The organism is Radiobacillus sp. PE A8.2 (genome assembly GCF_045635475.1).
Classification (GTDB): Bacteria; Bacillota; Bacilli; order Bacillales; family Amphibacillaceae; genus JBJGXI01.
Genome location: NZ_JBJGXI010000051.1, coordinates 1 through 23,405 on the forward strand (window position 1 = coordinate 1; position 23,405 = coordinate 23,405).

The window sequence follows — 23,405 nt, forward strand, 5'->3', positions numbered from 1 at the left end:
TAAAAAAGTGATTCATTGCATCCGGATTGCCGGACGCAATGAATCACTTATCAATTACTATTTTATCTCAATTATATTTGCTTCATTATCACGTACCATACCAGAAGTTTTAATATGAACAGCTTGTCCTTCTTGTAAGTTAGTGAATATGATTGGTGTAATCGTAGAAGTTGCGTTATTCGCGATATAATCAAGATCGACACGCATTATTTCCTGACCTTGTTTTACAACATCGCCTTCTTCAACCTTCGCTGTAAATCCTTCTCCTTTTAAGTTCACCGTATCAAGCCCAATATGAAGGAGTATTTCCATTCCATTTTCTGCTTCAATACCAATCGCATGTTTGGTTGGGAATATGTTCAAAATTTTTCCGTTTACAGGTGAAACAAACTTTCCATCCGCTGGTTTTACCGCAAATCCATCTCCCATTAATTTTTTAGAGAACACTTGGTCCGGAACTTCTTCTAACGGTAGAATTTGTCCTCTGACCGGGCTAGCGAAATCAATCCGTCCAGTTAATACTGATGCTTTCTCACTTGTTTCCTTTGGAGCAGATTTTGTATTTGACCGTGGTGTTTTGCCACTAATTATATCTTGAATTTGTCCTTTGATTGAATCAGATGCTGGTCCAAAAATAGCTTGCACGTTGTTTCCTACTTCCATAACGCCGGAAGCACCTAATCGTTTTAGGCGTGTTTTATCGACATTGGCTTTGTCGTTCACAGAAACCCGTAACCTTGTAATACATGCATCCAAGTGTGTAATGTTTTCTTTTCCACCTAGACTCTCTAAAATTTCATATGGAAGCTCGCCGACTTCTTTCTCTTCTCCATCTGTGTCAACGTACTCTTCATCTTCACGACCAGGAGTTGCTAAATTCCACCTTCGAATTGCAAATCGGAATCCGAAATAGTAAAGTAATGCAAACACAAGTCCTACTGGAATGATCATCCATGCGTTTGTTGATAGTTTCCAATAAAGAATATAGTCAATGAATCCACCTGAGAAAGTAAATCCTGCTTTTACATGCAATAAGTCCATGACCACAAATGATAAGCCAGCAAATGCACAGTGAATTAAAAATAACACTGGCGCCACAAATAAGAATGCGAATTCAATCGGTTCGGTAATACCAGTTAAAAATGATGTTAGTGCCGCAGAACCCATAATACCTGCAACTTTAGCTTTATTTTCTGGCTTTGCTTCATGATAAATCGCAAGTGCTGCAGCTGGTAAACCAAATAACATGAACGGGAAAAGACCTGCCATAAATGTTCCTGCTGTTGGGTCACCTTTGAAGTAACGCGTCATATCACCTCTAACAACTTCTCCAGCTTCCGTTGTAAACTGACCAAATTCATACCAGAATGGTTGGTAGAAAATATGATGTAACCCGAATGGAATTAATCCACGTTGTACAAAACCGAAAATGAATGCGGCAATCGTTGAATTGGCTTCAACCGCTTGATAAGAGAACCAGTCAATTACTCCTTGAATTGGTGGCCACACAAACACGAAAATGGCACCTAATGCCACACCAGTTGCGGCAGTGATAATCGGTACGAATCTTTTCCCAGCAAAGAATCCGAGGAATTGCGGCAATTTGATATCAAAGAACCGCTTATACAATACAGATGCGACGATACCCACGATAATACCGCCGAACACACCCATTTGTAAGGTGGTTATGCCGAGCATTTCAATCGTTGCAACGCCTCTTGCTTCAGCAATGATCCCAAGCGTAACATTCATCGTTAAAAATCCAATAACAGCCGCTAAACCAGCAACTCCATCACCATCAGATAATCCTATCGCTACTCCAATAGCGAACAATAATGGTAAATTATCAAATATGATTCCGCCAGCTTGCGCCATGACCGGAATATCTAATACGTTTTCATGTCCGATTCCGAGTAATAGACCTGCAGCTGGCAATACAGATACTGGTAGCATTAAAGCACGACCAACACGTTGTAATAAGCCAAAAGCTTTCTTAAACATTGTACATCCTCCTATTGTATGGGGTTATAAATGGAAGTGATACATAAGTCGATTTCATCATTACTTACCTTGCACAGCTATCTGCCCCCATTAAATTGTAGATAGCTGTATAAGGTAATTATCAAATTGACTCAGTTATTTGACCAAATAAAAAAGGCATGAGTAAAAAAGGTTCAGATTTCCATAACGGGCATTCTTATCCCGTATGGTTACCTGAAAATCTTTTATACTCATGCCTGATCGAATCAGTAACACGTAATTAGATTTTATTAGTCAACCGCTGTAAATGAATCGTTAAATACAAAGCTTCTGACTCATCTACTGGTTTATTTAATTGCTTTTGCATCACTTTAATCAACTTCCATGCAAGATTATAGCATATAGGATATGTGAGTTTCAACATCTCTGCCAAACTTTTTTGCTCACCTAATTTTTCACCATGATGTGCTCGTACAATCGCGCGGTAGAGGTGTTGAATTAAGCGATGATAGTCAATCCGGTTTTTCTCCATTTCAATATCCAAGTTTTCTTCAATTATTTGAACCAATTTAGAAATTAATTGATGATGGCGATTTAAATCAGAAATAGATTTGTCCGTTATTGCGCTATGGATATGTAAGGCGATGAAGCCTATTTCACCAGTAGGAAATATAATTCCCATCTTTTGTTGTACTTTATCGACGACTTGTTTAGCTACTTTATATTCATTCGGATACAACGACTCAATTTCCATAAGAAATGGGTTGGAAAACTGCATGTCCTGTTGCATGCGATGGATGGCAAAGTTAATATGATCTGTTAAAGCAATATGAATATGTTCATTCAACTTTTGTCCCATGCTTTCTTCTATAAAAACCAGGATGTCTTGCATAAACTCAATCGTATCATTATCAACGTGGGACAATAAATTGACATATTGTTCTTTTTCATTTTCATCTTTCAATATAAACGTTTTATCTGCTTTATCGAGTGTAATGAAATCATTCTTTTTCACTTGGAAGCCGATTCCTTTTCCAATTAATACGACCTCTTGGTGTAAAGGATGCTCAGCAATCACTACATTGTTGTTTAACGCTTTTATTACTTTTATCATTTCAGACATATACTTCTCCACCTGTACCACATATTGTTTATATATCGTATATGGTATGAAAATAAAACACAACTTTTTAATCCAAATAAAACGGGTTGACCCATTAGGATTAAAAGTCCAATCCCATAATCGTCAACCCATCTCACTTAAGTAAAGCTATTCCATTTGTCTTGCTAAGAAGCTTGCCGCAGTTTCCACGGATTTTTGTTCTACTATACTAATGTCTTTTTTATCCTTTGACATAATCATTACACAGCCAATGGGGTCCCCATTAGCAATTATTGGGCTAAGTACATATGAAGCGATCTTTTCTTCATTACCATCTACAATCTCAATAGATGATTCATCTGCTCCTGCGATCACGTTACGGGTATCCATTGCCTTTTCCATAATGCTTCCTATGTTTTTTCCGAGATAATCCTTTTTAGACTCACCTGAAACTGCAATAAATTCATCACGATCACATATAAGAACCGGAGAACCGAGCGAATCAAATAAAGCGTCTGCATACTCCTTAGCGAAATCACCTAATTCACTAATCGGAGAATATTTTTTTAGGATAACTTCCCCTTCTCGATCTACAAATATTTCTAAAGGATCACCTTCTCGGATGCGTAACGTTCTTCTTATTTCTTTTGGAATAACTACTCTACCCAAATCATCAATTCGACGTACAATTCCTGTTGCTTTCATATATTATGTGCAGCCTCTCTTTCTATGATGATTTTCTGATTTGCTTCCACCTTTGTTGCTTAAAAAGCAGAAATAACCAGTTGTGGCATTAGTATAAGTACACAATGTAAAATCTATACATACAAACAATGATTTTCTATTTTTGCATTGTTTCTTCCCATTTCATTCCTGCTAATGCCACTAGTAGTTCTTCTGCAACCTTGTACCTATTTTGTTTTGATTTACTATCAAGTTGAACCGTGATTTTTAGTTTATTATTATGTGTTCCTAGTTGAATAGAACGGCCGTATGGCTCGGCGAATGTAAATAATTTAGCCCCATCAATTGACTTACTTGCTTGTTCCTCTAATAGCAGTTCAAGTTTATGCTTCTTTTCTTTTACTGTTTCTACTTTTTCTTTTTTCGCATGTACTTTTAAAGAGGAAACATCAAGCAAATTAGCAACTTCCTCCGGATAATCTCCAAAACGATCGACTATTTCTTCACGAAGGTCATTAATATCCTCTTGTGTCATAAGGGAACGGAATCGTTTATACATCTCTATCTTTTGTTTACCATCAGAAATATAAGTTTCCGGAATATAAGCATCAACATCCAAATCGAGTTCCACTTCGAACGGCTTATTTTCTTCTACTGTTTTCCCTGTTTTTCTTGCTTCTATCGCATCACTTAACATTTGTGAATACATATCAAACCCGACCGAATCAATAAAACCATGCTGCTGTGCACCTAATAAATTTCCTGCACCACGAATTGATAGATCACGCATAGCGATTTTAAAACCTGAACCTAACTCTGTAAATTCTTTAATCGCTTGTAACCTTTTTTCGGCGACTTCTGTTAACACTTTATCTTTTTGGTACGTGAAATATGCATACGCTACTCGATTGGATCGACCTACACGACCTCTTAGTTGATACAATTGACTAAGTCCCATCCGGTCTGCATCATATACGATTAACGTATTCACATTTGGTATATCTACACCCGTCTCAATAATTGTTGTACTAACTAATACGTCAAATTCACCTTCCAAAAAGGAGAACATTACATTTTCCAACTCTGATTCATTCATTTGTCCATGTGCAAATGCCACTCGTGCATCATCGACGAGCGCAGAAATTTCTTGTGCCATTCTTTCAATATTGTTCACTCTGTTATATAAAAAGAACACCTGGCCACCACGCGCCATTTCTCTCTCTATTGCTTCCCGCAAAAAGACTGGATTGTATTCCAACACATACGTTTGAATTGGGAAACGATTTTCAGGTGGTGTTTCTATCACAGATAGATCACGAACCCCTAACATCGACATATGTAATGTACGCGGTATTGGTGTTGCCGTTAACGTTAATACATCCACATTTGTTTTTAACTGCTTTATTTTTTCTTTATGTTTCACACCAAAACGCTGTTCTTCATCGACGATAAGCAAACCAATATTGCTATACTCAATATCCTTAGAAAGAAGTCTATGGGTACCGACAACAATATCGACCAGTCCCTTTTTCAAGCCATCTGTTGTGTCCTTTTGTTGTTTCCTGGTCCGAAACCTGCTAAGTAGACCAATGTTAACCGGATAGTCTTGAAAGCGCTCTAACATCGTCTCGTAGTGCTGCTGTGCCAAGATGGTAGTTGGAACTAGGATTGCTACTTGTTTACCGTCTGCCACTGCCTTAAAAGCTGCTCTAATAGCCACCTCTGTTTTACCGTAGCCAACGTCACCACATAGCAATCGGTCCATCGGGCGTATTTTCTCCATATCTTGCTTTATTTCATCAATACACCTTATCTGATCTTCTGTTTCCTGATAAGGAAATAAGTCCTCAAACTCTTGTTGCATTGGTGTATCCTCTGCAAATGCATAACCTTTTGTTGCTTCTCGTTCTGCATATAGCTTAATCAAATCATCTGCAATATCCTCAACCTTTGATTGTACTTTTCGTTTTACTTTTTTCCATTCACTGCCGCCAAGTTTATACAGTTTTGGTTCTTTACCTTCTGAACCAACATATTTTTGAACCAAATCAATTTGATCAATTGGCACAAATAACTTGTCGTCTCCAGAATACTTAACTAGCATAAAGTCCTTATGAAGTCCGTTAACATGTAACGTTTCAATTCCTAAATAACGACCAATACCATGATTGGAATGTACAACATAATCTCCAACCTTTAGTTCTTGGTAGCTTTTAATTCGCTCTGCATTAGAAATTTTTTGCTTTCGCTTTGGTCGAGCCGTTTGTTTCTTAAATAATTCGTTTTCCGTTAAAATTGCCAGCTTATGCATCGGTAATTCAAAGCCGCTACTAATTGTATTAACCACAATAGTAGGTTGCGTGACCGGTAGCGTGACTTCACTGTCTGCAAGTGTCGCCTCCATTTCGTAATCTGCTAATACCGATTGAATCTTTTCTGCTCGCTTTGGATTTGGAGCAAAGATTAAAACGGAATAATCACTTTTATTCCACCTAGTAATTTCATTTTTTAGTAGGTTCATTTGACCGTGGAATTGCTGCATGGATCGACAGGATACATTGACAATATTTTGCGGATTAGTATTAGGGATATGACGTAAAAAGACAGATAAGTATAAACGTGGCTGCTCCATTTTTGACCATACGTCATGCCAATCAAATGATATGGATAGATTTCTTATCATTTGATTGGCTTCTAACACACTGCGATACCACTCAGCCTCTTCTTCATCTAAGCTTGTTGCTGTCTCCTGAACACGACTCATTTCGTCCAAAATAATTAATCCATTATCAGGTAGATAATCTAACAAACTAGCAGGTTGATCGTAAAAGAAGCGGGCGTATTTATACATTTCTTGATAACGTTCTTGCTGCCTCATTCGCTCTAGATCATATTCAATCGTCTCCGATAATGTTTCTTTCGCATCACTTTTTGTTAATTTTGTAAGTGAATGCGCCAATTCTTTTTCTAAACGCTGAACACCCTTGAGCATATCTTCATCAGTTAGCAATAGCTCGGTGGCAGGACTAATATGAATATTAGTTACCTTTTCTAATGATCGTTGTGTTTCTGAATCAAAATACCGAATCGAATCAACTTCATTATCAAATAGTTCGATTCGGACTGGATTCTCTTTCGTTAATGAAAAAATATCAATAATTCCTCCGCGCAAACTAAATTCTCCTGGTGTAGTAACCATGTTTACGCGCTCATAGCCCATATTAATAAGCGTGTTCAAATACGTTTCAATATCTATTTCTCTGCCTACTTCAAATTGTACTTGGTAGGTTTTCCAATAATCAATCGGTGGTAATATTCGCTTCAAAGCAGCAACTGGTGCAATCATAATTCCCGTTTCATTTTTGAGCCATTGGTTTAAAGCATCAATACGCTGGCTTTTTAATTCTGGACTTGCAATCGCTATTTCAGAAGCGACCAACTCATTTACTGGATACAAATATACATTTTTACTATCTACTAATTCTATTAAATCCTCATATAAATGCTGTGCTTGTACGAGCTGGTGAGTAACCAAAAGAATAGGCTTATCTGTTGATTCGCTAATTATTGATGTTAATAGACCACGCGCGGAACCAGATAAACCTGCTACTAATTGCTCTTCTAATCCAGAAGATACACCGCTTATTATGGAATGAATATCATCCTGTTGTTTTAAATATTCTTTTATCCCTTGCATAGTGCCTCCCCCTTGACTACCGCTACATTCAATTTAAACTACAAAAATGCTTTGGATACTCACCAAAGCTTTTGTCTATTGAATAAAAAAGTCTAATTCATGATATTGTGGGTTTTGTTCCAGAGAATCCTGACAGTCTTCACAAATTGTTTTAATCTGGACATTACCATTACTTTGATATTCAATCATCTGTCTTCGGTCTTCCTGTGATAAATGGTCCAATCCAAGCGTTTGTGTATCGACGACTTGTTGATGTAATTCTCCGATAACATTTCCACAATGATTACATTTATATACAATGGCCACTAGTGAAACCTCCTCTGGGCATACAAATTTTCATTGTTAGTTTGTCCAGAGCCTTCGGTATTTATACTACTATGTAAGCCATAAATTATTTCTGATTATATTCATTCATTACTTCTTCAAAAGGCTTTTTAAACCATGTCTCACAAGCATCGGCTGCCTTTTGAACACTTTCCATTGCCGCTGTCTTTTCTTCACCACTAAAGGTCCCTAATACGTAATCAGGAACAGGCATTGGTGTGCTAGGTCTTCCGATACCTATACGAATCCGCTTAAACTCTTTTGTACCTAAATGGTCAATGGTTGACCGAATACCGTTATGACCACCGTGGCCACCTTTTTGTCTTAACCGAATTTTACCTGGTGGTAAATCTAAGTCATCATATATTACTACGATATCTTCGATCGCTATATTATAAAAATCCATTAACGGTCTTATTGATTCACCAGATAAGTTCATATATGTCTGTGGTTCCAATAGAATAATTTTCTCACCATCTAGTTGCTCCATAGCAAAATTCCCATTGAACTTTTTTTTACTGAGCTTCCAATCATTTCGCTTAGCAAATTCCTCAATGACCATAAACCCAACATTATGTCGGGTATTTTCAAACTTCCTACCCGGATTTCCTAACCCTATAATACATTTCATCGCCTTCACCTTTTCATTCTTTACTCGCTTCCATTATTGTACTTAGTTTTTTAACAAAAATAAAGCCTCACCATGTAATAAGCCCAATCGCTCATTTAAATTGGAAAAAGACGCATCCTTTAAGATGCGCCCTTTAAATAACTATTTACTGTTTTTCTTCATCATCATCATCTTTTTGATTAATTACTTCTGGTTCTACTTCTTCATCTGTCTCTTCTTCTTCTTCAGTAGTTCCAGCATCAGGTGCAGATATTGTTACAATTGTCGTGCTTTCATCTTCCATAATTTCATAGTTGCGACCTTCTTTCAGATCACTCACAGTGATCGTATCGCCAACTTCCATTTTCGATACATCTATTTTTATCTCTTCAGGAATATCCGCCGGTTTTGCTCTAACTGCTAAGTTGTACAACGGTTGCTGTAATACTCCTCCATCTTTAGACCCTTGTGCTTCTCCATCTAAATGTATAGGTACTTCTACATCCATTTCCTGTGACATGTTAACCACATAAAAGTCAGCATGAATTAGCTCGTCCTTCAATGGATCTACTTGGTATTCATGAAGCATAACATCAACGGAAGAGCCATCAACATTCAAAGAGATAATTGCATTTCGACCTTCATCTCGTATAGTCTTTAATAGTTGGATGCTGTCGACGGATAACGTACGTGCTTCGTTGTCTTTCCCATATACAACTGCCGGAATACGACCAGCTTGTCTAATTTTCTTTGTATACGATTTTTTTAAATCTTTTCTTGGATCTGCATTTAGTGTTACTGCCAAATTCATCACCCTCCATTGGATTAAAAATCACCTGTATACTATTATTTCCCTGTACTAAATAAACTTAAACCTGTTTTTCTTAATCAAATAAAATACTGACAGATTGTAATTCATGAACGCGCACAATTGCTTCACTAATTAATGGGGCTACTGATAATTGTGTTACTTTTTCAATTCGCTTTTCGGGGCTTAGCGGAATAGTGTCTGTAACAACCAATTCTTTAATTTTGGAATTTTGAATTCTTTCAATTGCTGGCCCTGAAAGCACTGGATGTGTACAGCATGCATACACTTCTTTCGCACCATTTTCAATTAATGCATTTGCCCCAATTGTAATAGTCCCTGCCGTATCGATGATATCATCAATTAAGATAGCCGTTTTCCCTTCAATGTTACCTACAATATTCATAACTTCTGAGACATTAGGTCGCGGTCTACGTTTATCAATAATAGCAATTGGTGCTTTTAGTCGATCCGCCATTTGACGAGCTCTGACCACACCACCATGGTCCGGTGAAACTACGACAATGTCACCGAGATTTTTTTCTGTAAAGTGTTCGGATAATATTGGAACACCGACTAACTGATCAACCGGGATATCAAAAAAGCCTTGAATCTGTGGCGCATGTAGATCCAATGAGATAACACGTGAAGCGCCAGCAGTTTGTAATAAGTCTGCCACTAACTTCGCTGTAATTGGTTCTCTCGCTCGTGCCTTTCTATCCTGTCTAGCATAACCATAGTAAGGCATTACGATATTGATCGTCTTTGCAGATGCGCGCTTTAATGCATCAATCATTATTAAAAGCTCCATCATATGTTGATTAACTGGCGCGCAAGTGGATTGCACGACATAAACATCACAACCACGGATACTTTCTTCAATATTGATCTGTATTTCTCCGTCACTAAAAGCGGTAACAGAGATTTTCCCAAGTTCCACGCCAATGTTTGCTGCAATTGCTTCAGCTAGTTCCGGATTAGAATTAAGTGTAAAAACCTTCAAAGATGAATCTTTATATCCCGTTGACATTTAGATGTACCCTCCATTAATCATTTCAATCTTTTTTGAATTTTTTAGCATAGTCTTCTTTATTCGTTTGTCTTGCACGCGCGATGGAAAGGGCTTCATTCGGCACATTTTTATTAATCGTTGAACCCGCTGCAACATAAGCACCTTCTCCAATCGTAACAGGGGCAATTAAATTAGAGTTGCAACCGATAAAGGCATCATCTCCAATTTTCGTTAGATGTTTGTTCGTGCCATCGTAATTCACCGTAATTGTTCCACATCCAATATTAACACCACTACCCACTTCCGCATCGCCTATATAACTCAAATGAGATACTTTAGAGTTAGTTCCTAAAGTTGCTTTCTTAATTTCTACAAAATTGCCAATCTTTACATCATCACTTATATTTGCTTGTGGTCGTATATGAGCAAATGGTCCAATCTGCACGCGTTTTCCGATGTGACTATTTTTGGCAACACTTTGACGGACAACCGTATCAGCACCAATTACACATGTATCTATCTCACTATTTGGCCCGATTTCTGCACCTGTCTCAATATGCGTTTCACCTGAAATCGTGCAACCAGGTTGAATGACAACATCTTGCTCAATCACTACATCCGGACCTATGTACGTGCAGTCTGGATCAATAAAAGTAACTCCATTTCTCATATGTTGCTCATTAATTCGCTTCTTCATTATTTTTTCCGCTTGTGCTAATGCTATTCGGTCATTTACACCAATGGTTTCTTCAAACTCACTGGATATATGAGCACTAACTTTCTGGTTGGTTTTTTTCAAAATCTCTATAACATCTGGAAGATAGTACTCGCCTTGGGTATTATCATTTGTTACCTGTTCTAATGCTTGGAATAATGCTTGATTATCAAAACAATACGTTCCTGTATTTATTTCGTGAACAGCAAGTTCATCTTGATTCGCATCTTTATGCTCCACAATTCTTTCTACATCCTGATTTGTGTTTCGAATTACTCGTCCATAACCTGTTGGATCATTTGCTAATGCCGTAAGAACAGTCGCTTTAGCGCCTTCTTTCTCATGATAGTTTAGCAATGATTCTAACGTTTGATGTGTTAATAAAGGTGTATCTCCACAAACGACGATTGTAGTTCCTGCTTCACCACTTAAATGTTTTTTTGCCTGCATAACCGCATGACCTGTTCCCAATTGCTCCTCTTGAAGCATAAACAAAGATTCATCCTTGAGTTGTTCCTTCACTTTATCAGCACCGAAACCAACAATCGTAATTATTTGTTCTAATTGTAATTTCTTTAACTGATCTACTACATGATTAACCATAGGCTTCCCCATTACAGGGTGTAGCACTTTGTAAAGCTTTGATTTCATCCTTGTTCCTTGACCCGCTGCAAGCACAACTGCAAAACGTTTATTCATGAAGTGACCTCCAAATTTTATATAGTCATTTTCTTTAACTTTTATTAAATTTTTATTATTTTTAATTGAGTCAATTATATTATAATCAGTCATTAACGAATATATCTTAAACACACACCTATTTCAACAAAGAGCATCGATTTATGTAGAATTTAAAATTTAAATTGTGAAATGTAATTTAATGGAGAAAGAACAAAAGCGCAGTGCGCACGTTTAGCGACGTATGGACTGAGGGAAACCTCTTGTTTCTGCGGTACCTATTCAGGTGAGGTTTCCTTAGTGCGATTACTCGTCCCACCGAAGACATTTGGACTGAGCCATAGGAGACAAAGGAATCATGCCACCGCATAGGGGTATGTCGACGTTGGACGACAAGTCCGCTCTTAGTCGACCTTCCATAACACTTGAATCGATGATGACTTATCGTAAGGGATTCGTGAAGTCGCCAAGTTTCTGGCGCACGGACCTCTGGACACATGCAAAAATTCTATACTTTGTTATCAAATAAAACAGAGGTCTACAATCACAATTCTGATTAGACCTCTGTTTTCGAACCTATTTAATTTATGAAGCTCCTGCCTCTTCGTATTCAACATCTTCTAACTCACCTGATCGACGATACTCTTCTAATACTGCATCTTGAATTTTTGCACGAGTATTAGAGTTAATCGGGTGTGCGATATCCCTGAATTCTCCATCAGGGGTTCTTTTTGAAGGCATTGCTACGAATAGACCATTGTTGCCATCAATCACGCGTATATCATGAACGACAAACTCCTGATCTAACGTAATAGAAGCAATTGCTCGCATCCTGCCTTCGGTATTTACGCGGCGTAATCTTACATCTGTCACTTCCATTATGTCTCACCACCTTTTTCCTATTAAAACTTAATACCATATTTCCACAAAACCTTAACAATTCCTGCTTTAATTCTTAATTTTTTTATAATTTATGGTTTAATTTTCTACTAAAAAGGAAAAAAGTAAGGTTTAGGGTAAAAAACACCTAAATCTTACTTAAAGAAATTGCCTTTATGCACTTCAATCTGCTTATTTTTAACATCAACATTTGTTATTTGAACGAGCGAAATATATTGATCAACTACACGTTCTTCTTCATCATCTTCTGCTTCAGCTAAAACTCCAATACCACTTACATGAGCATTAAATTCGGCTAATAACTCTTTGATCCCATTAATTGTTCCGCCAGCCTTCATAAAATCATCTATGATACATACCTTTGTACCTTCGTTTAAACTTCTCTTCGGTAATACCATCGTCTGAATTTTTTTAGATGAGCCAGAGACGTAATTAATACTTACAGTAGATCCCTCGGTTACTTTTGGATCTCTACGAACGATAACAACTGGAACATTTAAGAAACTCGCAACCGCATATGCTAATGGAATACCTTTCGTAGCTACAGTTACTACTACATCAATTTCTTTATCGGAAAACACTGTAGCGAATAACCTACCAATATTCCTAACCGTTGCAGGCTCCCCTAGTAGATCACTCATAAATAAATAGCCACCTGGTAACAGTCGACTAGGGTCTTCCAATTTATCACATAGTTCTTGAACAAATGCCTCACTATTTTCTATTGAATAGTCAGGAATATATTTCACACCACCAGCAGCACCGGATACTGATAATAAATAACCGATACCCTGTTGTTTGAAACTTTTATTTACAATAGCCAGATCCTCACTAATAGAAGATTTAGCTGAATCATATAAGTTGGAGAAAAAGGGTAAGGACACTAATTCCATAGGGTGTTCTACTAAATAATTAGTCATCGCCACTAAACGATCGCTTCTTTTCATCTTTGCACCTCGTAAAACCGAATATTTTCGTTAAATATATCATTGATGTACGTGTTTAATCAAGTGCTTGGCGATATCCTAGTAATCGAACAACGTATACTTCCCCACAAAAACCTCGTAGGCCATTATAAATACGCTCTGCACGGCTTTCATGTTGAACCAAAGAAAACACAGTTGGACCACTACCACTCATCAATACCGCATCAGCCCCAGATTGCAACATAAGCTGTTTTATTTGTCTAACTTCTGGATAAAGGGACAATGTAACTGATTCTAAGACGTTGCCTAATTTTTTACACATCGTGGTGTAATCATTATTATTTATTGCACTAATCATCCCTTTTGTATCTGGATGTGCAATGTTGTTCGTGTTAAATTGCTGATAGATTGTTTGTGTTGATACACCAATTGATGGTTTAGCTAGTACGACCCAGCATGCTGGTGGTGGTGGAAGTTCGGTAATTAATTCGCCACGCCCCGTCGCTAATGCCGTCGACCCATAAACACAAAAGGATACATCAGAACCAATCTGAGCACCCAACGTTGCTAGTACGTCTAAGCTTAGGTTAAGGGACCACAGCTGGTTTAATCCTCTTAAAGTAGCCGCCGCATCACTACTGCCTCCAGCTAATCCCGCAGCAACTGGAATTTGCTTAACTATCTTTATTCTTACACCTTTATTTATGTTATATGTATCTTTAATTAGCTTTGCTGCGCGGTAAGCTAAATTCCGTTCGTCATTTGGTACAAAACGGTTCTCAGACTCTATCTTAATTCTATCTTCTGCTAACATGCTTAACTCCACACGATCAGCCAAATCAATGGTCGTCATTACCATTTCTACTTCATGGAAATTATCCGGACGCTTATAAAGCACATCCAAAGATAAATTAATTTTGGCTGGTGCTTTTTCGAGTACGTACATGCTTTTCACCTACTTATTATAATCTCATACAAATAGTACCATATTACAGTTAGAACAACAAAAGTGCAGGTACTATACACGCTCAACTGCTCTATTTTTTATTTTTAAAAGGCTCTTTTAGTAATGTTTATTGCATTTCTGAACTTCATAATTGAAGTAAAATGCGTCGTAGTGGTGATTGCTAATCCGGCGCTGCGGAAAAATACGCCCTTTCCGCGGGGAACGCTCTACTCCGCCTCAATCGCAAAGAGCGCTCTCTGCGGGGTCTTCAGACTGTTCCTTTCCCGATGGAGTGGCGTATTTTTCCACAGCTTAGGGTATCTGTTACACACCTTTTATGAAGCGTAAGCCCTACACTTTGACTCCTGCGGGACTAGTGGCCTATGTGAGACCCCGCAACGCGAAAGCGCGAGGAGGCTCACTAGCCCCCCGCGGAAAGCAAAGTGTAGGGACGGAGCGGTGCACATGTATCAGTGAATACCCAAGCACTACTTCGCATACTAGCTATTTTACGTAATAATAACAAACTTTTTGGAAACAGCCTTTAAAAAAGAGACAACCCATTTATTATGAGTTGTCTCTCTGCAATTGCTGCTCTGCCATTTCAACAGCACGTTTCACCATATTTCCAGCATCACGTGCGCGAATGCCACCCCAGCCTTCTTGCTTTACAGTGTCGTAAAAGCCTAGTTCTTTAGCAATTTCTTCTTTCAAATGGTTGGACATGATCCCTCTACGTCTACCCAGAAAAAACAGCTCCTTTTCAAACCTTATATTCACGACAACCTTATTGTTTGCATATGCCATTATAATAACCTTGGTTTTACTATGTAAGAATACCACATTTATACAAGAACAGTCGCCAGAGCTAGCCGTGCTATCAGAGACATTTACACATATAGATTTATAAACACAAAAAAAAGCAGCAAACTATTGTTTACTGCTCTCCAACAACCATTTTGTTTAAATCATCGATGAAGTTTAACTCAACAGTTTCTGTCAAAACATCCGCATAGCTATATGAAACGCGTTCGAAAGCATTTTCCTGCTGATCTAATTCAACAATAAATACAGAAGGATACGTTTCTGCAAGTGTTCCATAACGCTCAATAGTCTTTCTTCTCCCACCATTTGCTTTAAGCTTAAGGCGTTTTCCAATCTGTCCATCCAGACCTTGCTTGATTTCCACTAATGTTTTAGCCAATACACTCCACCTCACTATTTGTATTATATCACGATGTTACAATAAAGTCAAAAAATATTATATTATAACAGTATAATAATTTTATTGTCAACAAAAATCCTGCAATATATTTGTATTTTCTCACTTTTTTCGAAAAATATGTACATAAATATAAAAAAACACTTGATGAGCTCACCAAGTGTTATCTTCTCTCTTTAATAATATTGTTCAAAATCCTCATCAATATAAGGCATTCCTGTCCGCAACAACCCTTTTGTCTCAACTCCGCCCAAACCTTTTTCACCTGTCATTGTATTGCGCAAGACATCCCACACTTCAACTTTCTCCATAAAAGGTGTAAATGCAATCTTAGCAGCAATATAGACAGGATCTAGTGCATGAATATTTACACGGGTAGGGGAACTTGCAAAATTAGAACCTGCTCGGATTAACGACTCAAAATGAGATTGACAGGCACCAGCAAAAATAATCAACTGATCCAGATTAGGGACAACTTTTCTAGCTTCCCTTACTGTTTCAGCGAAGTATCTGGAATGACGGTAGGCACGAATATCATTTTTAGCACCTTTGTTACGTGAGAATGCGTCGTGTCCAGTAATCACGATCATGTCCGGTTGAATCTTCTTTACAAGTGCTCCTATCTTACTCGGCATTTCCTTCTCATCTAGATGAACACCGTGCACTTGCAGACCCATTCGTTGATAGAGATCAATACACTTCTTTAAGTATAATCGGTCTCCATCAAGGTGAAGCACGCGTGCAGGAATTTGGAAATAGTTATTCGGTTGATGATATCCAGAGGTTGATTCATAATCTCTTTTCTCTTTCATTAATTGAAAATCTTGTCTAAATAAGCGGAATGAATAATCCTCTTTATCTTTCTGTTTCTTTCTTCTTGTTTCTAAATCTCTTCCTTCAATCAGAACTAAATCATCCGGATCAGCATCTGCCTCAAGTCGTATATCTTCACCGTGTAATAGTACCGTACGCTCTTCAATATTGCTTACACGGAATACAATATCATGTTGATACGAGGAACGTGTTACTAACTCCCCAATCGATAGATTCATGTTTCCACCTCTCACCTAGGCCATTTTCTATAGTGACAACTTTGTTTCGTTGTTTATCAGTTATTAAATAGCCTATGCTTGAGATAAAAACTTGTGCCTTAATTACTGGAATAAAACCGATTCGCTAATACTGCAAATTCTTCCATCGCAAGCGATTCTCCCCTTCTTGTCCCATCAATTCCACTTTCTATCAACACCGCTTCAATTTCTTCTTTATTCATTTTTTCTCCTAAGAAGCGTGCAAGGTTATTTCGTAATGTTTTTCGACGTTGTGCAAAGCAGCCTTGAACGAATTCGAAGAAAAATTCTTCATTCTTCACATCCACGGGTGGTTTATCTCTTAGCTCAAGATGCAATACGGAAGAGTCAACATTTGGCTGTGGCATAAATACCGTTTTCGGTACAGTCATTACAACCTTTGCCTGCGTATAATACTGAACTGCAATCGATAATGAACCATAGCTCTTGGTATTAGGATTAGCTGCCATGCGTTCAGCAACCTCTTTCTGTATCATTACAGTAAAGCTTGCAACCGGTAGACGGTCCATTAACAATTTCATCAAAATTGGCGTAGTAATGTAATAAGGTAAATTTGCAACTACTTTGATCGGTGTAGTTGTGTCGAACTGAGTAGCAATAACTTGTCGAATATCCGCTTTCAAAATGTCTTGATGGATAATTTCAACATTATCATAGGACCCTAAAGTCTCTTTTAATATCGGAACTAAGCGGCCATCAATTTCAAAGGCGACAACTTTATTGGCATGAATAGCTAATTGTTCTGTTAATGCCCCCATACCAGGACCAATCTCTATTGCATTGGATTCCTTATCAATACCAGCGAAATTTAATATTTTTTTTAATGTATTCACATCAATAAGAAAGTTTTGTCCTAAGCTTTTTTTAAATGAAAACCCGTATTTTTGTAATATTTCTTTTGTACGGGAAGGTGTGGCTACCGGTCGTTCATTATTCATCGTCTTCCTCCCTTAAAATCTTGTACATTGCCTTTTCAAATGTCGGTAAAGAAATTTGGAACATGGATAATCGTTTAAGCAATTGCTTACCATTCATTGTTCCAATTCGAAGTAGTTGCCCTAGCTTTTCTCTTCTTTGTCTAGCTCGCTTACCGCCCAATAGTCCAAATTCCAGTAAATCCTGCTTAGTTATTGGCGATTGATACGCCTCTTTTGGTTCATAAACCCCAGCGAGTGCTGCGATAATTGTTGTGGATGATGCATGCTCAATACCAATGCCTTTGTTATGTTTTGCTTTTGCTTCCTGTTTCGTTAAAAAAGCATGCTTGCAGCCTGGCACTGCATTGGATACGATATGTCTGATTCGCTCTCCAGGATAGTCTGGATCAGTAAAGATAATAACCCCACGCTTTTCTTTTGCATGCTGAATCTGCTTTATAACTGCATCTCCTATTGCAGATCCATTCGTTTCAATTGTATCTGCCTCTACAGCCTGTTTTATCTTAGCTGTATCATCTTTACCCTCGACTACTATAACTTCTTTAATATGCACGCTACTATCCCCCATGAGCTTCATAAAAATATGTATCTAAGCTAATTTCACGAATAACTAAATATCAGTATTATGAAATTGACTAATCTTATTAATATAGGTACCAAATTGTCTTTCTATCATAGTATATATAGCTACAAAGTGCTAAGGAAACTTAAATGATTCAGAACAAAGTGTTCCGTTTACCTTGTTCATCCTATACTTAGATATTTCCAACTGCAAAAAAAATACCCCTACCACCAAAGGAATGGTAAGGGATATTCATGGAAATTGTTACTTGCCATATACTTTTACACGCACTTTCCTATGTCCATAGTCATAGCCGTATTTACTGGAGTGTACAAACAAATCGATACGATTACCTTTAATCGCTCCACCAATATCTCCTGCTATGGCGTTTCCGTAACCTTCTACCCAAACTTTAGATCCTAGAGGAATAACTCTCGGGTCGACTGCTACAACCTTTTTATCAGGCGCATTTCGCAAATCAATACCGGTAGAAGTAATACCTCTACATCCATTACATTTTTCTGTATAAACGGTTGCTGTCATGTAGAATTCTTTGACCGCTTCTCCGTTATCACCACGAGAGACGGTATAGTTAGTTGCTTTAACTGCTTCTTTTGTACCAACAGCAACGACACGTTGTTCGCTTTCCTTGGTAACTTCTTCACTAACTAATTCACGACTTACTTCCTTACCGTTCTCTAAGGTAACTTCGAATGTCTTAGTAATTACTCCATTTTCACCAGGTGAAACGACTTGTTCTTTACCTTTGTCAATAGAGCTATCATTTTTCTTTACAACGGTGTAATCTTTTGATTCTTCAATGATGTCCGTTACTTTTTCTACACGGGTGATTGAAATCGACGTATCTTTGGACAGATTAGCCGTTAATTCCGGCTCTAACCGATCAAGCTCTCCCAGCTTTATATTATTCTCGCTTAATAGATTCTCTACGTTTCCACCAGTCGTCCAAATCGTTTGTTCCTCACCGCCATCATTAACGGTAACTTGGAACGCCTGCTGAATTTCAATTGCTAAGCCATTTTCGATCGCTGCGTTATTTGCAAGCGATACGTTGTCATGCTCAGTAAAATTCATTTCCTTTTCAGCAAAAAATGAACCGACTGTTTCTTGCGTTGTGTAATATTCTTGTTCTTTTCCATCGATGGAAACAACAACTTTTTTCGCTTTCGTATACGTTACTTCCATACCCGATGTGATGTTTTCTTCTAATTTATGTGATAATTTATCATGATCTGCTGCTTCGATGTTTAGTTCTTCTAGTAATTCTTCAACAGTATTTGCGTGTGTTCTTACGGTGGTCTCTTCATCATTTTGAACGACCGTAACTTCTGCCTTTGTTAACTGGTAAACTACCATGCTTCCAAATGCAAGTAACGCTATGATACTGAGAATCGGGATTACCAGCTTATGTTTTAAAACCGGCAATAGCTTTGAAACTTTATTCACGCTCATTTGCCTCCTTATTCACCCGTCGTTGTATTATATAAACAACCATTACGGACTGTCAATTGCTTCCGCTTTCAATATTTTTTTGCAAATACGCTATAAACCCTTTGTTTTCAAGCCTTCTTCTATAATTATTTCAAAAACATTAAAATTAGGTTACAGCGTTAACCTCGTCCCTACATAAAGAAAGAGAAGTTAGTTTTATTCTAACTCCTCCCATTATCGACAACAAATTATTCTTTTATTACAAAAATGGTTCGACAAAAATGGACACATACTTTCTAAGCTTATTCTGTTATCCCGAAAAGATGTAATGCATTATTCGTTGTTGCTTCACTTATTTCTTCCAACGAAACGCCACGTAGGTCAGCAATTTGTTCTGCTACCAACTTTACGTATGCAGGCTCATTTCGTTTTCCACGATTCGGATGTGGTGCTAAGAATGGACAATCTGTTTCAATTAGTAAGCGATTAAGTGGAACGATTTCAGCTACCTCTTTCGGAAGAGGAGCATTCTTAAACGTCACTGGCCCTCCTAAAGAAATGTAAAAATTCATGTCCAAACATGTTTGAACATATTCCTTAGAGTCATTATAGCAATGCATAATCCCGCCTACTTCTTTCGCATCCTCTTCTTTCAAGATTTCAATAATATCTTCTGTCGCTTCTCTATTGTGAATGATGATTGGCATTTTCACTTTTTTTGCAAGCTGAATCTGTTTCCGGAAAACATCTTTTTGTATATCTTTCGGCGACTTATCCCAATGATAATCTAAACCCATTTCCCCTAGTGCAACAACTTTCGGATGACTCGACAGTTCTTCAAGCCACGCTAACTCTTTATCAGTCATGTCAATCGCATCGACCGGATGCCAACCAACCGCTGCATATATCTTGTCGTTCTCCTCAGCGATTGCAATTGCCTTTGGAATCGTCTCATGGTCAAAACCAACGACTACCATATACTCAACACCCGCTTCTTTTGCACGTTTCATTACATCCTCTCGGTCATCATCAAAATGACTTACATTTAAGTGGACGTGTGTATCAAATAACATAATTAACTATTCCTCCTTCAATATTTGCATCTTTTTAACACGTGTCGAAGTTTTCTTTTGCGATCATCTGATCTAAGTTATAATTTCTAATTTAGTATGGCTCTTTATAAACATAGTTGATCTTCAAATCGGAATTGAAGTAAACTCCGGCGTAACCTGGAGAGTGCTTGCATCGCTCCGGAAATGCCCTTCGCTTTCCGCGGGGGGCTAGTGAGCCTCCTCGAACTGCGTTCTGCGGGGTCTCACTTAGGCCACTATTCCCGCAGGAGTCGAAGTGCATTTCCTCCGCTGCTAACGGGTTTGCTCTTTACGTCGGGTGATTGGAGCTCCAGGCAGTCGACTCCAGCGGGAAAAGCGCGAGCTGAAGATCCACTCAGAAGCGCTCTTTGGGACTGCGATTACTCGTCCCACCGAAAACATTTGCTTCTGAGTTAGCTGAAGCCGTGCCCGCGGAAAGCGACTGCCTGGGGCGGAAATCACGTGCACTCCGTTACGACGGAGTTTAGCTCAAATAAACAACAGCTTTTAAAAATACAGCCTTAATAAAAAAAGCGCTTATCAGTTTCAAAAAGGATAAGCGCTTTTTTACTGCATATTACTTCACAATTGATCCATTTGGTAACGATTGTTCTACGGTTGCAAGAGATAATTGACCTGATTCGTCTTCACCCGACAAAATCATACCTTGGGAAAGCTCGCCACGTAATTTTACTGGTTTTAAATTAGTAACACAGATTACTTTTCTTCCCGCTAATTGTTCTGGCTCATAATATTTAGCAATTCCTGAGATTACTTGTCGCTTCTCAGAGCCTAAATCTAATTGAATGCGCAACAGTTTGTCGGCATTTTCCATTTTTTCTGCTCGAATTACTTCTGCAACACGAAGGTCTAGTTTCATGAAATCATCATAAGTAATTTCTTCTTTACCTGTGTTACTTGCTTCTTCTTCCTGGACGGGAGATGACTTTTTCATCATACCTTTAATAGCTGTAACTTCCTTTTCAACATCTAAACGAGGGAAGATTGGATCTAGTTTTTTCACGTGTGTTCCTTCTGCAACCAGTCCAAAGCTAGTCAAGCTATCCCATGACTGTTCTTCTTCTTTTGCGACACCAAGTTGAGCAAAGATGCTTGCAGGCGTTTCGGTTAAGAATGGTCGCAACAAAATACCAATTCTGCGCAGTGCATCCGCTAGATGGGCCATAACATTTCCTAATCGTTCCTTCTTTGATTCATCCTTTGCTAACACCCATGGCGCTGTTTCATCTATATATTTATTTGTACGACTAATATACTGCCATATCGTTGTTAACGCTACAGAGAACTGCATATGATCAAGTGATTCCTCTACATTCGAAATTGTATTTAAAGCGAGTTCCTCTAACTGTTGATCAAATGTATCTTCTGCTTTCGTAAAACGTGGGATTTCTCCATCAAAATATTTTACAATCATCGCTATCGTACGATTTAATAAGTTTCCTAAATCATTCGCTAGGTCGTAGTTCGTTCGCTCAACAAATCCTTCTGGTGTAAACACCCCGTCAGAGCCAAACGGAACTTCTCTTAATAAATAATAGCGAAGAGCGTCTAGTCCATAAGCATCTGTTAGCTGTATAGGATCGACTACATTTCCTTTTGATTTCGACATTTTTCCATCTTTCATGAGAATCCAGCCATGAGCAAACACTTGCTTTGGTAACGGAAGATCCAAAGCCATTAACATGATTGGCCAATAAATCGTGTGGAAACGGACAATTTCCTTACTCATTAAATGGACATCTGCCGGCCAATATTTTTGATAATTTTCATCATTATCTGAGCCATAGCCTAGCGCAGTAATATAATTAGATAAAGCATCAATCCATACGTAAATAACATGTTTTGGATCACCTGGAACCTTAACTCCCCAGTCAAAGGTTGTTCTGGAAACAGCCAAATCCTCTAACCCAGGTTTAATGAAGTTATTAATCATTTCATTTTTTCGACTCTCTGGCTGGATGAACGCAGGATTTTCATCATAATATGCTAATAACCGATCTACATATTTACTCATTTTAAAGAAATACGATTCTTCTTTTACCTTTTCTACAGATCCACCACAATCAGGACAGTTGCCGTTTTCTAATTGACGCTCTGTAAAAAATGATTCACAAGGTGTACAATACCAGCCTTCATATTCGTCCAAGTAAATATCACCTTGTTCGAGCAACTGAGCGAATATCTTTTCTACCACTTGTTTATGACGAACCTCAGTTGTACGAATAAAATCTACGTAGGATATATCAAGTTTCTTCCATAGGCTCTTAATACCGCTGACAATATCATCTACATATTTTTGAGGTGTTACACCAGCTTCATCCGCTTTTCTTTGAATTTTTTGCCCATGTTCATCTGTTCCTGTCAAATACATGACATCGTAGCCTCGTAGTCGTTTATATCTTGCCATAGCGTCACCTGCTACAGTCGTGTAGGCGTGACCAATGTGTAAATTACCACTTGGATAATAAATTGGTGTTGTAATATAGAACGTGTTCTTTTCCTTTGGCATGACACTACCTCCTTAAAATCATGAATCCTTATTACCAATTTTGACGTAAACTGTAAATTTTATAATAATACTGTTTTTATTGTAGCGATTTTATTATAATTTTTCCATTATTACATGAATCCTAAGCTAAAAAAACA

General features: G+C 38.0%; 20 protein-coding genes. All 20 read right to left on the reverse strand.

Translation table 11 applies throughout. The features are described from left to right. Window positions 1-57: 57 nt before the first annotated feature. The gene (ptsG, locus tag ACI6MV_RS20550; RefSeq protein ID WP_407272199.1) at window positions 58-2,001 is read right to left on the reverse strand and encodes a glucose-specific PTS transporter subunit IIBC; all 1,944 of its coding nucleotides are present in this window, start codon (window positions 1,999-2,001) and stop codon (window positions 58-60) included. A 259-nt stretch (window positions 2,002-2,260) separates the two neighbouring features. After that, the gene (gene glcT, locus ACI6MV_RS20555) at window positions 2,261-3,103 is read right to left on the reverse strand and encodes a glucose PTS transporter transcription antiterminator GlcT (RefSeq protein ID WP_407272200.1); all 843 of its coding nucleotides are present in this window, start codon (window positions 3,101-3,103) and stop codon (window positions 2,261-2,263) included. A 147-nt stretch (window positions 3,104-3,250) separates the two neighbouring features. Next, window positions 3,251-3,787 carry a stage V sporulation protein T gene (spoVT, locus tag ACI6MV_RS20560; protein WP_407272201.1) on the reverse strand — a complete coding sequence of 179 codons (537 nt, stop codon included), beginning with the start codon at window positions 3,785-3,787 and terminating at the stop codon, window positions 3,251-3,253. 136 nt (window positions 3,788-3,923) lie between these two features. Further along, window positions 3,924-7,463 (reverse strand): transcription-repair coupling factor, encoded by a 3,540-nt coding sequence (mfd, locus tag ACI6MV_RS20565; RefSeq protein WP_407272202.1) that lies wholly within the window; start codon window positions 7,461-7,463, stop codon window positions 3,924-3,926. Between the two features lie 75 nt (window positions 7,464-7,538). Next, complete coding sequence (gene fin, locus ACI6MV_RS20570; RefSeq protein ID WP_407272203.1) at window positions 7,539-7,769, reverse strand: anti-sigma-F factor Fin; 231 nt, start codon at window positions 7,767-7,769, stop codon at window positions 7,539-7,541. Between the two features lie 85 nt (window positions 7,770-7,854). Then, a complete protein-coding gene (gene pth / locus ACI6MV_RS20575) occupies window positions 7,855-8,418 on the reverse strand; it encodes an aminoacyl-tRNA hydrolase (RefSeq protein ID WP_407272204.1) in 564 nt (187 codons plus the stop codon). Between the two features lie 145 nt (window positions 8,419-8,563). Beyond that, entirely contained in the window at window positions 8,564-9,202 is a 639-nt protein-coding gene (locus tag ACI6MV_RS20580; RefSeq protein ID WP_407272205.1) for a 50S ribosomal protein L25/general stress protein Ctc, read from the reverse strand. 79 nt (window positions 9,203-9,281) lie between these two features. Continuing rightward, window positions 9,282-10,235, reverse strand: a complete 954-nt coding sequence (locus tag ACI6MV_RS20585) for a ribose-phosphate diphosphokinase (protein WP_407272206.1) — start codon at window positions 10,233-10,235, stop codon at window positions 9,282-9,284. Window positions 10,236-10,260: 25 nt separating this feature from the next. Continuing rightward, window positions 10,261-11,631 (reverse strand): bifunctional UDP-N-acetylglucosamine diphosphorylase/glucosamine-1-phosphate N-acetyltransferase GlmU, encoded by a 1,371-nt coding sequence (gene glmU, locus ACI6MV_RS20590; protein WP_407272207.1) that lies wholly within the window; start codon window positions 11,629-11,631, stop codon window positions 10,261-10,263. Window positions 11,632-12,195: 564 nt separating this feature from the next. After that, window positions 12,196-12,489 (reverse strand): septation regulator SpoVG, encoded by a 294-nt coding sequence (gene spoVG / locus ACI6MV_RS20595; protein ID WP_407272208.1) that lies wholly within the window; start codon window positions 12,487-12,489, stop codon window positions 12,196-12,198. A 155-nt stretch (window positions 12,490-12,644) separates the two neighbouring features. After that, window positions 12,645-13,457, reverse strand: coding sequence for a pur operon repressor (gene purR / locus ACI6MV_RS20600; RefSeq protein ID WP_407272209.1), 813 nt, complete (start codon window positions 13,455-13,457; stop codon window positions 12,645-12,647). A 55-nt stretch (window positions 13,458-13,512) separates the two neighbouring features. Continuing rightward, entirely contained in the window at window positions 13,513-14,382 is an 870-nt protein-coding gene (ispE, locus tag ACI6MV_RS20605) for a 4-(cytidine 5'-diphospho)-2-C-methyl-D-erythritol kinase (RefSeq protein ID WP_407272210.1), read from the reverse strand. A gap of 567 nt (window positions 14,383-14,949) precedes the next feature. Next, window positions 14,950-15,129, reverse strand: a complete 180-nt coding sequence (locus tag ACI6MV_RS20610) for a small, acid-soluble spore protein, alpha/beta type (RefSeq protein WP_407272237.1) — start codon at window positions 15,127-15,129, stop codon at window positions 14,950-14,952. A gap of 190 nt (window positions 15,130-15,319) precedes the next feature. Then, window positions 15,320-15,586, reverse strand: a complete 267-nt coding sequence (veg, locus tag ACI6MV_RS20615; protein WP_407272211.1) for a biofilm formation stimulator Veg — start codon at window positions 15,584-15,586, stop codon at window positions 15,320-15,322. Between the two features lie 194 nt (window positions 15,587-15,780). After that, window positions 15,781-16,656: a sporulation peptidase YabG gene (yabG, locus tag ACI6MV_RS20620; protein ID WP_407272212.1), complete on the reverse strand. Its 876-nt coding sequence runs from the start codon at window positions 16,654-16,656 to the stop codon at window positions 15,781-15,783. A 98-nt stretch (window positions 16,657-16,754) separates the two neighbouring features. Then, window positions 16,755-17,633 carry a 16S rRNA (adenine(1518)-N(6)/adenine(1519)-N(6))-dimethyltransferase RsmA gene (gene rsmA / locus ACI6MV_RS20625; RefSeq protein ID WP_407272213.1) on the reverse strand — a complete coding sequence of 293 codons (879 nt, stop codon included), beginning with the start codon at window positions 17,631-17,633 and terminating at the stop codon, window positions 16,755-16,757. Continuing rightward, entirely contained in the window at window positions 17,626-18,201 is a 576-nt protein-coding gene (gene rnmV, locus ACI6MV_RS20630; RefSeq protein WP_407272214.1) for a ribonuclease M5, read from the reverse strand. The genes rsmA and rnmV overlap by 8 nt, the downstream gene beginning before the upstream one ends. Before the next feature lie 258 nt (window positions 18,202-18,459). Continuing rightward, a complete protein-coding gene (locus tag ACI6MV_RS20635) occupies window positions 18,460-19,662 on the reverse strand; it encodes a resuscitation-promoting factor (RefSeq protein WP_407272215.1) in 1,203 nt (400 codons plus the stop codon). Window positions 19,663-19,949: 287 nt separating this feature from the next. Then, window positions 19,950-20,720, reverse strand: a complete 771-nt coding sequence (locus tag ACI6MV_RS20640) for a TatD family hydrolase (protein WP_407272216.1) — start codon at window positions 20,718-20,720, stop codon at window positions 19,950-19,952. 595 nt (window positions 20,721-21,315) lie between these two features. After that, a complete protein-coding gene (gene metG / locus ACI6MV_RS20645) occupies window positions 21,316-23,268 on the reverse strand; it encodes a methionine--tRNA ligase (protein WP_407272217.1) in 1,953 nt (650 codons plus the stop codon). Window positions 23,269-23,405: the final 137 nt, after the last annotated feature.

Excerpts from the sequence above, each read along its gene's own strand:
- glmU (WP_407272207.1), bottom strand. The coding sequence starts at position 11,631 with ATGAATAAACGTTTTGCAGTTGTGCTTGCAGCGGGTCAAGGAACAAGG.
- mfd (WP_407272202.1), bottom strand. The coding sequence starts at position 7,463 with ATGCAAGGGATAAAAGAATATTTAAAACAACAGGATGATATTCATTCC.
- rsmA (WP_407272213.1), bottom strand. The coding sequence starts at position 17,633 with ATGAATAATGAACGACCGGTAGCCACACCTTCCCGTACAAAAGAAATA.
- yabG (WP_407272212.1), bottom strand. The coding sequence starts at position 16,656 with ATGAATCTATCGATTGGGGAGTTAGTAACACGTTCCTCGTATCAACAT.
- ispE (WP_407272210.1), bottom strand. The coding sequence starts at position 14,382 with ATGTACGTACTCGAAAAAGCACCAGCCAAAATTAATTTATCTTTGGAT.
- spoVT (WP_407272201.1), bottom strand. The coding sequence starts at position 3,787 with ATGAAAGCAACAGGAATTGTACGTCGAATTGATGATTTGGGTAGAGTA.
- glcT (WP_407272200.1), bottom strand. The coding sequence starts at position 3,103 with ATGTCTGAAATGATAAAAGTAATAAAAGCGTTAAACAACAATGTAGTG.
- ptsG (WP_407272199.1), bottom strand. The coding sequence starts at position 2,001 with ATGTTTAAGAAAGCTTTTGGCTTATTACAACGTGTTGGTCGTGCTTTA.
- purR (WP_407272209.1), bottom strand. The coding sequence starts at position 13,457 with ATGAAAAGAAGCGATCGTTTAGTGGCGATGACTAATTATTTAGTAGAA.
- rnmV (WP_407272214.1), bottom strand. The coding sequence starts at position 18,201 with ATGGGGGATAGTAGCGTGCATATTAAAGAAGTTATAGTAGTCGAGGGT.
- metG (WP_407272217.1), bottom strand. The coding sequence starts at position 23,268 with ATGCCAAAGGAAAAGAACACGTTCTATATTACAACACCAATTTATTAT.
- ACI6MV_RS20585 (WP_407272206.1), bottom strand. The coding sequence starts at position 10,235 with ATGTCAACGGGATATAAAGATTCATCTTTGAAGGTTTTTACACTTAAT.
- pth (WP_407272204.1), bottom strand. The coding sequence starts at position 8,418 with ATGAAATGTATTATAGGGTTAGGAAATCCGGGTAGGAAGTTTGAAAAT.
- ACI6MV_RS20640 (WP_407272216.1), bottom strand. The coding sequence starts at position 20,720 with ATGTTATTTGATACACACGTCCACTTAAATGTAAGTCATTTTGATGAT.
- spoVG (WP_407272208.1), bottom strand. The coding sequence starts at position 12,489 with ATGGAAGTGACAGATGTAAGATTACGCCGCGTAAATACCGAAGGCAGG.